Genomic DNA, 14036 nt, shown 5'->3' on the forward strand with positions numbered 1-14036 from the left:
GGTCGGCTCGACTGTCTCCACCCCTGGCAGCCGACTGACCTCACCTTTCTCCGGACCCTTGACGGCCCGGTCCGGCGATGGCAGCGTGAAGGACACCTCGTCGAAATAGTCAGTGCCCTGATTAATCGAAGCGATCAGGGGTCGGACGGATCGAGGGCTCGAAGGCCTGCGGCGCGTCGGGGCGCCCGGAAGAGATGGGGCTTGACGGATGGACAAGGTGGTCGCCACGGCCCTGGAGGCGGTGGCCGACGTGCCGGACGGCGCGTCGCTGGCAGTGGGCGGTTTCGGACTGAGCGGCGTGCCCAACGTCCTCATCCAGGCCCTGTACGAGCGGGGCGTCACCGGCCTGTCGGTCGTCTCCAACAACTGCGGGGCGATGGAGTCGGGCCTCGCGGTCCTCCTCGCCGCCGGGCGGATCGGCCGGGTGACCGGCTCCTACATAGGCGCCAACAAGGAGTTCGCCCGTCAGTACCTGGCCGGTGAGCTGGAGGTCGAGCTGATCCCGCAGGGCACGCTCGCGGAGCGGCTACGGGCCGGCGGCGCCGGCATCCCCGCCTTCTACACGCCGGCCGGGGTCGGCACGCAGGTCGCCGAGGGCGGACTGCCCTGGCGCTACGACGGCGAGGGCGGCGTCGCGCTGGCCTCGCCGCCGAAGGAGGTCCGCGAGTTCGACGGCACGCAATACGTGCTGGAGCACGGCATCCGCACCGACTTCGCGCTGGTCAGGGCGGCCAAGGGGGACCGGCACGGCAACCTCGTCTTCAACCGGTCCGCGCGCAACTTCAACCCGCTCGCGGCGATGGCGGGCCGGGTGACCGTCGCCGAGGTCGAGGAGCTGGTCGAGCCGGGCGAGATCGACCCGGACGCGGTGCACCTGCCGGGCGTCTTCGTGCAGCGGGTGATCGCGCTGACCCCGGAGCAGGCGGCCGACAAGAAGATCGAGCAGCGGACGGTCTCGCCGTCCCGCGCGGCGGACGGAACGGTGAGCAGCTGATGGCCTGGACACGGCAGGAGATGGCCGCCCGCGCCGCGCGCGAGCTCCGGGACGGCCAGTACGTCAACCTCGGCATCGGACTGCCGACCCTGATCCCCAACTACCTGCCCCCGGGCGTCGAGGTGATCCTGGAGTCGGAGAACGGCATCCTCGGCACCGGCCCCTACCCCACCGAGGACCAGGTCGACCCGGATCTGATCAACGCCGGCAAGGAGACGGTCACCGTCCTGCCGGGCGCGTCCTTCTTCGACTCCGCGCTGTCCTTCGGCATGATCCGCGGCGGGCACATCGACGTCGCCGTGCTGGGCGCGATGCAGGTGTCCGAGCGGGGCGACCTCGCCAACTGGGCGATCCCGGGCAAGATGATCACCGGCATCGGCGGCGCGATGGACCTCGTCCACGGCGCGCGCACGGTCATCGTCGTCATGACGCACACCGCCAAGGACGGCAGCCCCAAGATCCTCGCCGAGTGCGCGCTGCCGCTCACCGGCAAGGGGTGCGTGAACCGGATCATCACCGACCTCGGCGTCCTGGACGTCACCGACGACCGCCTCGTCCTCGTCGAGACCGCGCCCGGTGTCGGCGTCGAGGAGATCGCCGGCAAGACCGACGCCGAGCTGACCGTCACGGAGGCCCTGCGATGAAGGACGTCTACATCGTCGACGCGGTCCGCACCCCCGTCGGCCGCTACAACGGGGCGTTCGCCGCCGTCCGCCCGGACGACCTGGCCGCCCACGCCCTGCGCGAACTCCTCGCCCGCACACCCGCGTTGGACCCGGCGCGGATCGAGGACGTCTACTTCGGCAACGCCAACGGCGCCGGCGAGGAGAACCGCAACGTCGGCCGGATGGCCGCGCTGCTCGCCGGTCTGCCGACCTCGGTTCCCGGCGTCACCGTGAACCGGCTCTGCGCCTCGGGACTGGAGGCCGTCGTCCAGGCGGCCCGCGCGATCGCCGTCGGCGACGCCTCCGTCGTCGTGGCGGGCGGGGTGGAGTCGATGACCCGGGCGCCGTACGTGCTGCCGAAGAACGACAAGCCGTTCCCGGCCGCCCACACCGAGCTGTACTCGACCACGCTGGGCTGGCGGATGGTCAATCCGAGGATGGACCCGCAGTGGACCGTCCCGCTGGGCGAGTCTGCCGAACTGATCGCCGACAAGCACGAGATCACGCGGGAGCGGCAGGACGAGTTCGCCCTGCGCAGCCATCAGAAGGCGGCCGAGGCGCAGGCCGCGGGCCTGTTCGACGCCGAGATCGCGCCCGTGCCGGTCCCGCAGCGCAAGGGCGAGCCGGTGGTCGTCGCTGCCGACGAGTGTGTGCGCGCCGACGCCTCACTGGCGGCGATGGCCCGGCTCAAGCCGTCCTTCCGCGCGGAGGGCGGCACGGTGACCGCCGGCAACGCCTCGCCGCTGAACGACGGCGCGGCGGCGCTGCTGCTGGTCGACGAGGAGGGGCTGCGGGCCACCGGCCGCGAACCCCTGGCCCGGGTGTCCGCCACCGGGGTCTCCGCGATCGACCCGCACTACTTCGGCCTCGCCCCGGTCGAGGCGGTCGGACGCGCACTCGCCAAGGCGGGCAAGAGTTTTGACGATCTGTCAGTGCTCGAACTGAACGAGGCGTTCGCCGCCCAGGTGCTGGGCTGCGTCGCCGAGTGGCCGGAGTTCGACCCGGCGGTCCTCAACCCCCAGGGCGGGGCGATCGCCCTCGGCCATCCGCTCGGGGCCTCCGGCGCCCGGCTCGCCGGCACGGTCGCCCACCAACTCGCCCGCCGGGGCGGGGGCGTGGGGGTGGCCACCCTGTGCATCGGGGTGGGGCAGGGCCTCGCGCTCGTCCTCGAACGGTAGCCGCGGGACGCCGCCGCGGAGGCCGCGCCGAGCACCGCCGGGAAGGCCACGCCAAGCACCGCCGGAAAGGCCGTTCACCCCTTCTTCGACGTGACCGTCAGCAACCTCGGGAAACCCCATGACTCTCACCCAGCACGACATCGATCTGGAGATCGCGGCCGAACGCGCCGCGTACGAGAAGCGGATCGCCGACGGAGCGCCCGTCGAGCACCAGCCGCGCCGTGACTACGCCCCCTACCGCTCCTCCGTGCTGCGCCATCCGAAGCAGCCGCCGGTCACCATCGACGTCAGCAAGGACCCGGAGCTGGTGGAGCTGGCCTCCCCCGCCTTCGGCGAGCGCGACATCACCGAGATCGACAACGACCTCACCCGGCAGCACACCGGCGAGCCGATCGGTGAGCGGATCACCGTCTCCGGCCGGCTCCTCGACCGCGACGGCCGCCCGGTCCGCGGCCAGCTGATCGAGATCTGGCAGGCCAACTCGGCAGGGCGCTACGCCCATCAGCGCGAGCAGCACGACGCCCCGCTGGACCCGAACTTCACCGGCGTCGGCCGGACGCTGAGCGACGACGACGGCTTCTACCGGTTCACGACGATCCAGCCGGGCCCCTACCCGTGGCGCCAGCACGTCAACGCCTGGCGGCCGGCGCACATCCACTTCTCGCTCTTCGGCACGGCGTTCACCCAGCGACTGGTGACGCAGATGTACTTCCCGAGCGACCCGCTGTTCCCGTACGACCCGATCATCCAGTCGGTGACGGACGACGCGGCCCGGCAGCGGCTGGTCGCCACCTACGACCACGCCCTGTCGGTGCCGGAGTTCTCGATGGGCTACCACTGGGACATCGTGCTCGACGGACCGCACGCCACCTGGATCGAAGAGGGACGCTGACCTGCCATGACGAAGATCGACACCGGTCGCCCGGAGACGGTCCTGCCCACCCCGTCGCACACGGTGGGCCCCTTCTACGGCCACGCCCTGCCGTTCCCCGGCGGCGGTGACATCGCCCCCCTCGGCCACCCGGACACCGTCACCGTCCAGGGGTACGTGTACGACGGGGCCGGTCAACCGCTGCCGGACGCGTTCGTGGAGCTGTGGGGCGCCGACCCCGAGGGCCGCGTGCCCGTGACCGACGGCTCGATGCGGCGCGACCCGGCGAGCGGCGGTTTCCTCGGCCGCAACGGCGTGGAGTTCACCGGCTGGGGGCGGATCCAGACCGACGCCAACGGCCACTGGTCGGCCCGTACGCTGCGGCCCGGAGCGCGCGGGCGCAGCGCTCCCTGTCTGAGCGTCTGCGTGTTCGCGCGCGGGCTGCTGGTCCATCTGTTCACCCGGATCTACTTCCCGGAGGACACCGCCGCGCACGCCGTCGACCCGCTGCTGTCCGGGCTCGACGAGGCCCGCCGGGGGACGCTGATCGCCGGGGGCGACGGCACGGGCGCCTACCGTTTCGACATCCGCCTCCAGGGCGCGGGCGAGACGGTCTTCCTGGAGTTCCGGTGACCTCGGGCGGACCCGACGACGCCGGTCTGCTCGCCCCCGGGCGGGCCGGCTCCCCCGCCGCCGCCGCTACCGGCGACACGGCCTTCCTGCGGGCGCTGCTCGACGCGGAGGCCGCGCTGACCCGCGCGCAGGCCTCGCTGGGACTGGCCCCCGAGGAGGCCGCGCGCGCGGTGACCGAGGCGGCCGGGTCCAGTGGCTTCGACGTGCGGTCCCTCGCGGAGCGCGCCCGCGGCGGCGGCAACCCGGTGATCCCGCTGGTCGGGGACCTCACCGAGGCGGTCGGCGCGCAGCACGGGCCGTACGTCCACCGGGGCGCCACCAGCCAGGACATCATGGACACGGCGGCGATGCTGGTCGCCCGGCGCACCCTGGACCTGCTCCTGCCCGACCTGGACCGGGCGCAGCGGGCGCTGGCCCGGCTCGCGGCCGAGCACCGGGACACGCCGATGCCGGGGCGCACGCTCACCCAGCACGCCGTACCGACGACCTTCGGACTGAAGGCGGCGGGGTGGCGGTCGCTGGTGCTGGACGCCCGGGACCGGGCGACGGCCGTGCGGGACGCGCTGCCCGCGCAACTCGGGGGCGCGGCGGGGACGTTGGCGGCGTTCACGGCGTACGGCGCCGAGGACGCGACCGCGCTGCCCGCCGCGTACGCGCGTGAACTCGGCCTCGCGGCACCGCTGTTGCCGTGGCACACGCTGCGGACGCCGATCGCCGATCTCGCCGGCTGCCTCGCCTTCACGGCCGGGGCGCTGGGGAAGGTCGCGGTCGACGTCCTCACCCTCGCCCGCACCGAGATCGCCGAGGTGGCGGAGGGCGGCGGAGGCGGCTCCTCGGCCATGCCGCACAAGGCGAACCCCGTGCGCGCCACGCTGATCGCGGCCGCCGCCCGGCGTGCGCCGCAGCTCGCGGCCGTGCTGTACGGGTCGCTGGTCGCGGAGGACGAGCGGCCGGCCGGGGCCTGGCACGCCGAGTGGGAACCGCTCAGGGATCTGCTGCGGCTGGCCGGCGGGGCCGCCCGGGACGCGGCCGAGCTGGCGGAGGGGCTGCGGGTGCACCCCGACGCGATGCGCGCCAACCTCGCTCTCACCCATGGGCTGATCGTCTCCGAGCGGCTGTCCGCCGAGCTGTCCCAGGTGCTGGGCCGGGCCCGCGCGAAGGAGCTGCTCACCGAACTCGCCCCGCGCACCTACGCCGAGGGCCGCTCGCTGGCGGAACTGCTCGCCGAGCAGCCCGACTTGCAGGATATCGACCTCGGCGAGCTCACCGACCCCGCCCGCTACACCGGCTCCGCCGGAGCCCTCACCGACCGTGCGCTGGAGCGACGTTGACCGAGAAACTGCTCAACCACCGCGCCGAGGGGCCCGTTTCCGCGCCCCCGCTGCTGCTCGGGCCCTCGCTGGGAACCTCGTACGCCCTGTGGGACGAGGTCGCGCCCGAACTGTCCGCCGCCCACCTGGTGATCCTCTGGGACCTGCCGGGGCACGGCGGGTCCGCCGCCGAGCTGATCGGGCCCGGCGCGACCGTCGCCGACCTCGCCGGTCTGGTGCTCGCGCTCGCCGACGCGCTCGGCGTGGAGCGGTTCGCGTACGCCGGGGTGTCTTTGGGCGGCGCCGTCGGGCTGCACCTCGCGGTGCACCACCCCGAGCGGGTGTCCTCGCTGGCGGTGATCTGCTCCTCCGCCCACTTCAACGGGGCGAAGCCGTGGGAGGAGCGGGCCGCGCTCGTGCGGCGCGAGGGGCTGGCGGAGCTGGCCGGGTCGGCGGACGCCCGCTGGTTCACGCCCGGGTTCACCGTGCCGAAGCTGGTCGCCGACCACCGGGACGCCGATCCCGGGGCGTACGCCGCCTGCTGCGACGCGCTGGCCGCGTACGACCTGCGCGACCGGCTGCCGGAGATCTCGACGCCCACGCTGCTCGTCGCCGGGCGGGAAGACCCCGCGACGCCGCCCGCGCATCTGCGGGAGATCGCGGACGCGGTGCCGGGCGCGGCGCTCGTCGAGATCCCGGGGGCCTCGCACCTGGCGCCGGCGCAGCGGCCGGAGGCCGTGCTGACGGCGCTGCGCGCGCACTTCGGCGGGGACGCCCGGCGCGGCATGGAGGTCCGCCGGCAGGTGCTGGGCGACACGCACGTGGACCGGGCGCAGAGCCGGCAGACCCCGTTCACGGCCCGTTTCCAGGACTTCATCTCACGCTACGCCTGGGGCGAGATCTGGACGGACCCGACGCTGAGCCGCCGCGAGCGCAGCATGATCACACTGACCGCGCTGGTCGCCCACGGCCACTACGACGAGCTGGCCATGCACGTACGGGCGGCCCGCCGCAACGGGCTCACCCCGGAGGAGATCGGCGCGGTCCTCCTCCAGACGGCCGTCTACTGCGGTGTCCCGGCGGCGAACTCGGCCTTCGCGACAGCCCAGCGGGTGCTGTCCGAGGAGGAGAACGGCGACGGCGGTCGCGCCTGACGCCGCCGTCTGCCTATGGGCGAGGCTCACCCGATGGCCCGCGAGGGCGGCGTCGTTCCCTGCGGCCCGGCTGTCCACAGCCCCGCTCCTGGCGGCGCTGCTGCCAGCGGCTCAGCTGCTGGCGGCAGGGCTGCCGGCGGCAGGGGTCCTAGCGGCACGGCTGCCGGCGGCACGCGTCGGGCCAGGCGGCACGCGTCGGGCCAGGCGGCGATCGCCGCGGGGCGGAGTGCGCCGCTCACCGCCCGGCCCACCGCTCGGGGCTCGGGCGCTATCTCCGTGTCTGGCCCGGGACCAGGCCCACCTGGGGTGCGCCCAGGTGGTCCAGGGCGCGTTGGGCCTTGGTGGCCAGGCCGTCCGCGCCGCAGGAGCGGGCCAGGGTGAGGCCCCGGTGGAGTTCGGAGGCCGAGCGGGACGCGATGCCGTGTTCCACGCGGGCGGCCGCGTGCTCGTACTGGCAGGGCGAGGCCTCCAGGTAGGCGACCGCCTGGGCGGTCAGCCGGACCGCGCGCTGGCCGGTCTCCAGGGCCGCGGCGCAGCGCAGGGCCTCGCCGATCGCCGTGTCGGTGCCGAAGCGCTCGGCCTGGCGGCGGGCGTCGGAGGCGAGCCGGGCCGCACGGGCCGGGTCCTCGGTGGCGAGGGCACGGGCGAGGTCGACCGCCCAGGGGACCATGACGGGGTTGAGGTGGCCGCGGACGGCCGCCGCCTTCTCGGCCTCCTCCAGTTCGTTGATGCCGTCCTTGGTGCGGCCGACGGCGAGCAGCAGCCGGCCCCGCACGGAGCGCGGGTCGGGCAGCACGATCGTGGACGGGTAGGGCGGGGCGAAGCCGTACTGCTCGGCGATCCCCCACGCCTCGTCGACATGGCCGCGCGCGAGGAGCGTGTCGACGAGGTTGCACGTCGCCGACCAGTACAACGGCAGCCCGCGGCCGACGCGTTCGGCGAGGCGCAGCGACTCCCGCAGGGACTTCTCCGCGTCCTTCAGCCGCCCGCGCCGACGGTGGCCGAGGCCGACGTAGGCGTGCGCGAGGGCGAGGTGTCCGCCGCTCCAGCCGGCCGTCTCGTAGGCGCGCAGGGCCTCGTTGAAGAGGGCCTCGGCGCGGTCGAGCCGGTCGGTGTACACGTACGAACTGGCCAGCATCATCAGCAGTTCGAGGCCCCACTCGGGGTCGGTCCAGCCGAGGCCGGGCGCGAGGCGGCCGTTGACGAGGGCGCGGTCGCAGAACTCCACGACCTCCTCGGCGTTCTCGCCGTGCGTCATGGCGTCGAAGCCGCGCAGGATGAGCAGCGCGCGCTCGGCGTTGTCGCGGCCGGCGCAGGTCGCGGCGAGCGAGGCGAGTTTGCGTGAGCGGCCCGGTGAGGTGGTGGGGTCGCCGGCGTGGACGCCCTCCCACATGAACTGCACGGCCTGGAGCCGCATCCTGGCCGGTCCCGGCGGCTGCCGGGCGGCCTCCGCCTCGACCGTGCGCAGGGCCTCCTCCATCTGGTCGTTGTGCAACAGTGCCTGGGAGAGGCGGAAGATGGCGTCGACGCGCTCCGAGCCGTCGAGGCCCTGCATGGCGAGCGCCGCGCGCAGGTGCTCGATGGTCTTCGCGGGCGCGGTGAGATGGGTGGCGCTGCCCAACTCGTGCAGCACGCGCGCGTGGACGTCGGCCGAGGGCGGCTCCCGCAGCGCCCGCTCCAGGCAGCGGCGGGCCGCGTCGGGTGCGCCGACGGCGAGGTGTTCGCGGGCAGCGCCCCGCAGTTGCTCGACGAGTTCCTCGTCACCCTCCGAGTGGACCTGGATCAGGTGCCGGGAGGCGGCGGCGAGACCCTTGCCCGCGTCGGTGACGACCTCGGCGGCGATGCCGTGCATCGCGGTGCGCAGGCTCGGCGGGATGGAGTCGTAGACGGCCGAGGCGATCAGCGGGTGGACGAACTCCAGGTCGCCGTCGGCGGCGGGCGCGGCCGCCGGGTCGGGCTCGGTCAGGATGCGGGCGGTGCGCAGCAGTTCGGCGCAGCGCACCGCGTCGTCGCGGCCCATGACGGCGAGCCGGGCCGCCTCGTCGATCGAGATGTCGGTGCCGAGGATCGCCGCGGCCATGGCGAACCGGGTGGCGTCGACGCCGAGTTCCTCCAGGCGGGCGACGAGTCCGCCGCCGCGGGCCGAGCGGTTGAGGGGGCGCAGTTCGGTGGCGGAGGACTCGCTCGGGTCGATGGCGCTGTCCTGGACCTTGGCGAGGAGTTCGACGGTCTCGTAGGGGTTGCCGCCGGTGACGGCCCAGACCTCGCGGCAGAACGCGTCGTCGGCGTGCGCGCCGAGGGTGGCACGGGTGAGACCGGCGACGGCGTCCGGGGTGAGGGCGCTGAGGCTCGTCACGGAGTGCTCGGCGACGCCGGCGATCGCGTCGAGGTGGCGGGCGCCGTCGCCCTTGACGTCACCGGTCCTGCGGGCGACGACGAGCAGGACGGACAGGTGGTCGAGGCGCTCGACGAAGGCGTCGAGCCAGCGCAGGGTCTCCTGGTCGGCCGAGTGCGCGTCGTCGACGAGCAGCACCAGCGGGTAGTAGCGGGTGGCGAGCCGGCTGACGGCGGCGACCAGGCCGTCGCACACGCCCTGCGGATCGGCGTGGCCCGCGCCGGGTTCGGCGATGCCGAGGGCGGGGCCGGCGATGTCGTACCAGTCGCCGAGGTACTCGCGGGCCTCCTCCGGCAGCAGCGACAGCAGCGCGGGCTGGAGCAGTTGGCGCACCACGTTGAACGGAACGGACTTCAAGGTCTCGCCGCCGCGGGCCGACCACACCGTGCAGCCCCGGGACTCCGCGATACGGCGGGTCTCGGCCAGCAGCGTGGTCTTGCCGAGGCCCGCCTCGCCCCGCAGCACGTGCACATGGCCCGAGGAGGAGCGGTCGGCGCAGAGTGCCTCCACCGCCCGCTCGATCGCGGCGACTTCCGCGTCGCGCTCCCACAGGGAAGCCGAGGCGGCCGCCGCCGGCCGTACCTCCGTCATCCCGCTACCTCCCCAAGTCGCCCGAACGACGTACAGACCTTGAGCGTAGCCCTCCGGCGGCCGGAACGGAGGGCGGTCGGGTCAGCTGTTGCCTCGACGGGTGACGGGGAGCGGTCCGGCGCGCCCCGACGGGCCTGCGGAGGAGGCCTCGGTGCGTCAACGGCGGTCGACGCACGGCGAATTGACGGCGGATTCCGGCCAGAGGGGCACGCGGTGCCGTCACGGGGCTCGCGCGCGGGGCCGTCGGCGGTCACCATGGAGTCACCACGGAGGGGTACGAGATGCCATCCCTCTCATCCGACTTTCACCGACGCCTCATACGGTGGGGGCATGACGCAGGTGACTCCCCCCGGGTGGTACCCCGACCCCGGGCAGACAAGTGACGGTCCCGCCACCGAGCGCTGGTGGGACGGCGGGGCGTGGACGGACCAGACCCGCCCCGCGGGCTCGGCCGCCGCATGGGGGCCGCCGACGCAGGGGGCGACGGCGCACGGGGCGACGGCGCAGGTGCCGGCGCCGGGACCGGCCGCGGGGCCCTACCCGGCTTACGGGGCGCACGCGGCGTACCCGGCGTATCCCGTGCCGCCGGCGAGCCGGGGCGGGCGGCGCGGGCTGCGCACGGGGATAGCCGTCGCGGCGGCCGTGGCGGTGCTGACCAGCATCGGGGTCGGCGTGTACGCGCTGACCAGGGACGACGGCGGCTCCGGTGATGCCGGCACGGCGCAGGGGTCGGGCGGCCAGGGCGGTCCGGGCGGCTCCGGCGGGCAGGACGGGCCCTTCGGTGACTCGGGCGGATCCGGCGGTTCGGGCGGCTCGGGAGGTTCGGACGGCTCCCCGCCGTCGCCCGGCGAGTCCGAGGCCCCGGAGATCAAGAGCGGTTCGGTGACGGACGCGCTCAACGGGTTCAGCATCCCCATACCGGACGGCTGGACCGGGCAGCAGTCGAACATCGGCGCGCAGGTGACCTCCGACTCCACCTATCCGTGCCCCGGCGACACCTCGAAGTCGTGCACCAAGGGCGGCGTGTACTCGGCGCCCGCGGAGGTGCTGGAGACCAAGGGGACCACGGCCGAGGCGGTCGCCAAGGCGGACATCGCGGCCAACGCCGAGGAGTCCTACGGCGGCACCACCTACGGCGCGATCACCTCGCACCAGGTGCTCGCCTCCCAGGCGGTGACCGTGGCCGGGCAGAAGGGCTACCTGGTCCGCTGGAAGGCGGTCACCAGCAAGGGCGCGGACGGCTTCGTCCAGTCCCTGGCCTTCCCGGCGCCGGCCGACTCCAAGCGACTGGTGGTCCTCCGCTTCGGCCTGGACGCCGACCAGAGCGCGACGATCCTCGACACGATCACCAAGGGCATCAAGGTGGCGAAGGGCGGGGGGAGCGGGCAGGACGTGTGAGCGGCGGGCGCGGGTCCGCCGCGGTGCGCCGGTCGGCCGGGTGGGTCGCCCCGCCGCTCATGGGGGCGGCCCACCCGGCCGGGGGGTGCGCGCCGCCCCCGTCCCCACGGTGCGGCGCGAGCAGGTCGCCGTCCGGTCATCCCGGGGACGGCGGCCTGGTCTAGGTGAGGCCCAGCGCCGGCAGCACGGCGGCCTCCACGAAGCGGAGCAGGTAGTCCTCGTCGGCGTACGTCCCGTCCACCACGGGGCGGGCGCGGACGACGCCGAACATCTGGGCCGGGATGTACTCCAGCGCCGGGTGGCCGGCCGGGATCTCGCCGCGGTCGACGCCGCGCCGGAGGATCTCCCGCAGGGCGGCGATCTCCGGGTCGACGAGCGCCTCGCGCAACGCGCAGGCGAGTTCCTGGTCCTGGGTGACGGCGTGGCCGAGGGCCTGGAGCAGCTTGGTGTCCGTCGTGGACCACCGCGCCGCCGCGCGCGCGGCCTCGCGCAGGTCGCCGGCGAGCGTCCCGGTGTCGATGCCGTCCAGGCGTGAGCGGCGGCGGGAGCGCAGGGCTGCCACGACGAACTGGGGCTTGGTCCGCCACTGCCGGTACAGCGTGGACTTGCTGCACCGCGTGCTCGCGGCGACCCCCTCCATGGTGACGGCCTCATACCCGCACTCGCGGATCTGTTCGAGGACGGCGTCGAAGAACTCCTGCTCACGCTCGGGCGTGAGCTTGGAGCGGCGCGAGGCGGTGACCGACTCCGGTCCGTCCGCGGCCTGCGACGTCATCGGCTCTTCTCCTCGCTCCTGTGTGCCCCTGGGCCCGCGTTGCCGTCGGGCGGCCCGCTGCGGACCTGGTTCCAGTGTGGCGTACGTCAATCGATACGGCAGTGTACCGGTACGGCAGCGTATCGGTACACTGCCGTATCGGTACGTCACCGTATCGATGACGACGCCCACCACGCACCACCGCACGCACCACCGTCAGTGAAGGGGCCGGGGGATGAATGCCCGCACCGAGCCTGAAGAAGCGGAGCCGGCCACGCCGGCCCGGCCGCCGATAGTCCGTGAGCTCCTGCTCGTCGCAGGGCTCTTCCTCGTCTACAAGCTCGGCCGGCAACTGGCCTCCGGTCACACCGGCGAGGCCTTCCGCGACGCGCACCGCGTGTGGGACCTCGAACGGTGGCTCCGACTGCCCGGCGAGGGCGCGGTGCAGTCCCTGCTGCTGCACGGCGTCCACGGCGACACCCTGGTCCGGGTCGCGAACGTCTACTACGCGACCGTCCACTTCCCGGCCACCGCCGCCTTTCTGATCTGGCTCTATCTGCGACGTCCGGCGCACTACGTGTGGGCCCGCCGGGTGCTGGCCGCCGTGACGGCCGCCGCCCTGGTGCTGCACCTCGCGTTTCCGCTCGCCCCGCCCCGCATGCTCGCCGCGACGGGGCTCGTCGACACCGCGCGCGTGTACGGGCCGTCGGTGTACGGGCCGCCGCAGACCGACCACCTGTCGAACCAGTTCGCGGCGATGCCCTCGCTGCACTTCGGCTGGGCGCTGATGGTCGCCGTCGGCCTCGTCGTGGCGACCCGGTCGCGGTGGCGTTGGCTGTGGCTGCTGCATCCCCTGCTGACGCTGCTGGTGATCGTCGGGACGGCGAACCACTACTGGCTGGACGCGCTCGTCGCGGCGGCGCTGCTGGGCGTCGCGCTCGCGGTGATCCACGCGCCGCGCCACACGGCCGTGCCGGCCGCCACGGCAACTGGTGCCGCCTCCGCCACCGGTCGCCGCGGAGGCGCGCCGAAGCTCGCGCCGGCCGACGCCGAGGAACGCCCGGCGCTGCTGGGGGCGGGACGATGAGCGCCACCCTCGTCGCCGTCGCCCTGTCCCTGCTGTCGGCCGTCGCCTACGCGGCCGCGGCCGTCGCCCAGGAGCGGCTGGCCTCCCGCTCACCGGGCACGGGGGTGGTACGGCTGCTGCGCCGCGGCGCGTGGTGGGCGTCGGTGGGGCTGAACGCCGGCGCGGCGCTGCTGCATGTCGTGGCCCTCAAGTACGGTCCGCTGACCGTGGTGCAGCCGCTCGGCGCGCTCACCCTGGTCGCCGCGGTGCCGATGGGCGCGCGGGTCGCGGGACGGCGGGTGAGCGCGGCCGAGTGGCGGGGCACCGCCTACACGCTGGCCGGGCTGGCCGCGATCCTGGTCACCGCGTCGGGGGCGGCCCCGGAGGACGTGCTGAGCGCGCCCGAGGCGCTCGCGGTGGCGGGGGCGACGGCGGCGGTGATCGGGCTGCTGGCCCGGCCCGGCGCGCGGCCCGGCCTGCGGCACGCGACCGCGTCCGGGTTCGCGTCGGGCGTCGCGTCCGCCCTCACCCAGACGGTGACGGTGGCCGCGACGGACCGGTCGGGCCCGCTGCTGAGCGTGCAGGTGGTCGGGGTGGCGCTGCTGGTGGCCGCGTTCGCGACGGCCGGCCTGCTGCTGTCACAGACCGCCTACCGCGGCGGCCTCGGCGCTCCGCTGGCGGTGGTGACGCTGGCCAACCCGATGGCCGCCGCGATCATCGGCCTCTCCCTGCTGGGCGAACGCCTCCAGGGCGGCCCGACGGGCGCGCTGTCGGCACTGGCGGGCGCGGCGGTCGCCGGCTGGGGCGTGATCCTGCTGTCCCGGGCGACCCCGGAGCCCACGCCCGAGGAGGAGCACCCGGTGGCGGCGGTCCTGGCCCTGGAACCAGCCACGGCCTCCCCGGAACCCGCCCTGCTCCCCCGCGCGCCGAGGCTCCCCCGCCGCCGCCACCCGAGGCCGGCCCGGGAACACCTGACCCGACTGTGACCGGGGCCGGCGTCGGTCCGGGGCAAGGGCGGACGGGCAGG

12 protein-coding genes are annotated in these 14036 nt (G+C 74.6%); 10 read left to right on the forward strand and 2 right to left on the reverse strand.

All coding sequences use genetic code 11. The annotated features are described in order from the left end of the window. The first annotated feature begins 208 nt into the window (after positions 1 to 208). The 7 genes from ACFYX4_RS13135 to pcaD all read left to right on the forward strand — a co-directional run bounded on the left by ACFYX4_RS13135 (position 209) and on the right by pcaD (position 6805). Positions 209 to 994, forward strand: coding sequence for a CoA transferase subunit A (locus tag ACFYX4_RS13135; RefSeq protein ID WP_389330641.1), 786 nt, complete (start codon positions 209 to 211; stop codon positions 992 to 994). Then, positions 994 to 1638, forward strand: a complete 645-nt coding sequence (locus ACFYX4_RS13140) for a CoA transferase subunit B (RefSeq protein ID WP_389330644.1) — start codon at positions 994 to 996, stop codon at positions 1636 to 1638. The genes ACFYX4_RS13135 and ACFYX4_RS13140 overlap by 1 nt, the downstream gene beginning before the upstream one ends. Then, the gene (locus ACFYX4_RS13145) at positions 1635 to 2837 is read left to right on the forward strand and encodes a thiolase family protein (protein WP_389330647.1); all 1203 of its coding nucleotides are present in this window, start codon (positions 1635 to 1637) and stop codon (positions 2835 to 2837) included. The genes ACFYX4_RS13140 and ACFYX4_RS13145 overlap by 4 nt, the downstream gene beginning before the upstream one ends. A gap of 118 nt (positions 2838 to 2955) precedes the next feature. After that, positions 2956 to 3729 carry a protocatechuate 3,4-dioxygenase subunit beta gene (gene pcaH, locus ACFYX4_RS13150; protein WP_389330650.1) on the forward strand — a complete coding sequence of 258 codons (774 nt, stop codon included), beginning with the start codon at positions 2956 to 2958 and terminating at the stop codon, positions 3727 to 3729. A gap of 6 nt (positions 3730 to 3735) precedes the next feature. Further along, complete coding sequence (gene pcaG, locus ACFYX4_RS13155) at positions 3736 to 4341, forward strand: protocatechuate 3,4-dioxygenase subunit alpha (protein ID WP_389330653.1); 606 nt, start codon at positions 3736 to 3738, stop codon at positions 4339 to 4341. After that, the gene (gene pcaB, locus ACFYX4_RS13160) at positions 4338 to 5672 is read left to right on the forward strand and encodes a 3-carboxy-cis,cis-muconate cycloisomerase (RefSeq protein WP_389330656.1); all 1335 of its coding nucleotides are present in this window, start codon (positions 4338 to 4340) and stop codon (positions 5670 to 5672) included. The genes pcaG and pcaB overlap by 4 nt, the downstream gene beginning before the upstream one ends. Continuing rightward, complete coding sequence (gene pcaD, locus ACFYX4_RS13165) at positions 5669 to 6805, forward strand: 3-oxoadipate enol-lactonase (RefSeq protein ID WP_389330659.1); 1137 nt, start codon at positions 5669 to 5671, stop codon at positions 6803 to 6805. Before pcaB ends, pcaD begins: the two co-directional genes overlap by 4 nt. Before the next feature lie 268 nt (positions 6806 to 7073). Here the strand turns inward: pcaD and ACFYX4_RS13170 are convergent, their stop codons facing one another. Next, a complete protein-coding gene (locus ACFYX4_RS13170) occupies positions 7074 to 9791 on the reverse strand; it encodes an ATP-binding protein (protein ID WP_389330662.1) in 2718 nt (905 codons plus the stop codon). A 330-nt stretch (positions 9792 to 10121) separates the two neighbouring features. Here ACFYX4_RS13170 and ACFYX4_RS13175 point away from each other — a divergent pair, with 330 nt between their 5' ends. Further along, positions 10122 to 11189, forward strand: coding sequence for a DUF2510 domain-containing protein (locus tag ACFYX4_RS13175; protein WP_389330665.1), 1068 nt, complete (start codon positions 10122 to 10124; stop codon positions 11187 to 11189). A gap of 160 nt (positions 11190 to 11349) precedes the next feature. On the opposite strand, the gene ACFYX4_RS13180 is transcribed toward ACFYX4_RS13175, so the two are convergent. Then, positions 11350 to 11964, reverse strand: coding sequence for a TetR/AcrR family transcriptional regulator C-terminal ligand-binding domain-containing protein (locus ACFYX4_RS13180; protein ID WP_389330668.1), 615 nt, complete (start codon positions 11962 to 11964; stop codon positions 11350 to 11352). 214 nt (positions 11965 to 12178) lie between these two features. Here ACFYX4_RS13180 and ACFYX4_RS13185 point away from each other — a divergent pair, with 214 nt between their 5' ends. Both ACFYX4_RS13185 and ACFYX4_RS13190 read left to right on the forward strand, forming a co-directional pair. Beyond that, entirely contained in the window at positions 12179 to 13030 is an 852-nt protein-coding gene (locus ACFYX4_RS13185) for a phosphatase PAP2 family protein (RefSeq protein WP_389330671.1), read from the forward strand. Further along, the gene (locus ACFYX4_RS13190; RefSeq protein ID WP_389330675.1) at positions 13027 to 13995 is read left to right on the forward strand and encodes a hypothetical protein; all 969 of its coding nucleotides are present in this window, start codon (positions 13027 to 13029) and stop codon (positions 13993 to 13995) included. Before ACFYX4_RS13185 ends, ACFYX4_RS13190 begins: the two co-directional genes overlap by 4 nt. Positions 13996 to 14036: the final 41 nt, after the last annotated feature.

Origin of the sequence: Streptomyces sp. NPDC002328 (assembly GCF_042890065.1) — a bacterium.
Taxonomy (GTDB): domain Bacteria; phylum Actinomycetota; class Actinomycetes; order Streptomycetales; family Streptomycetaceae; genus Streptomyces.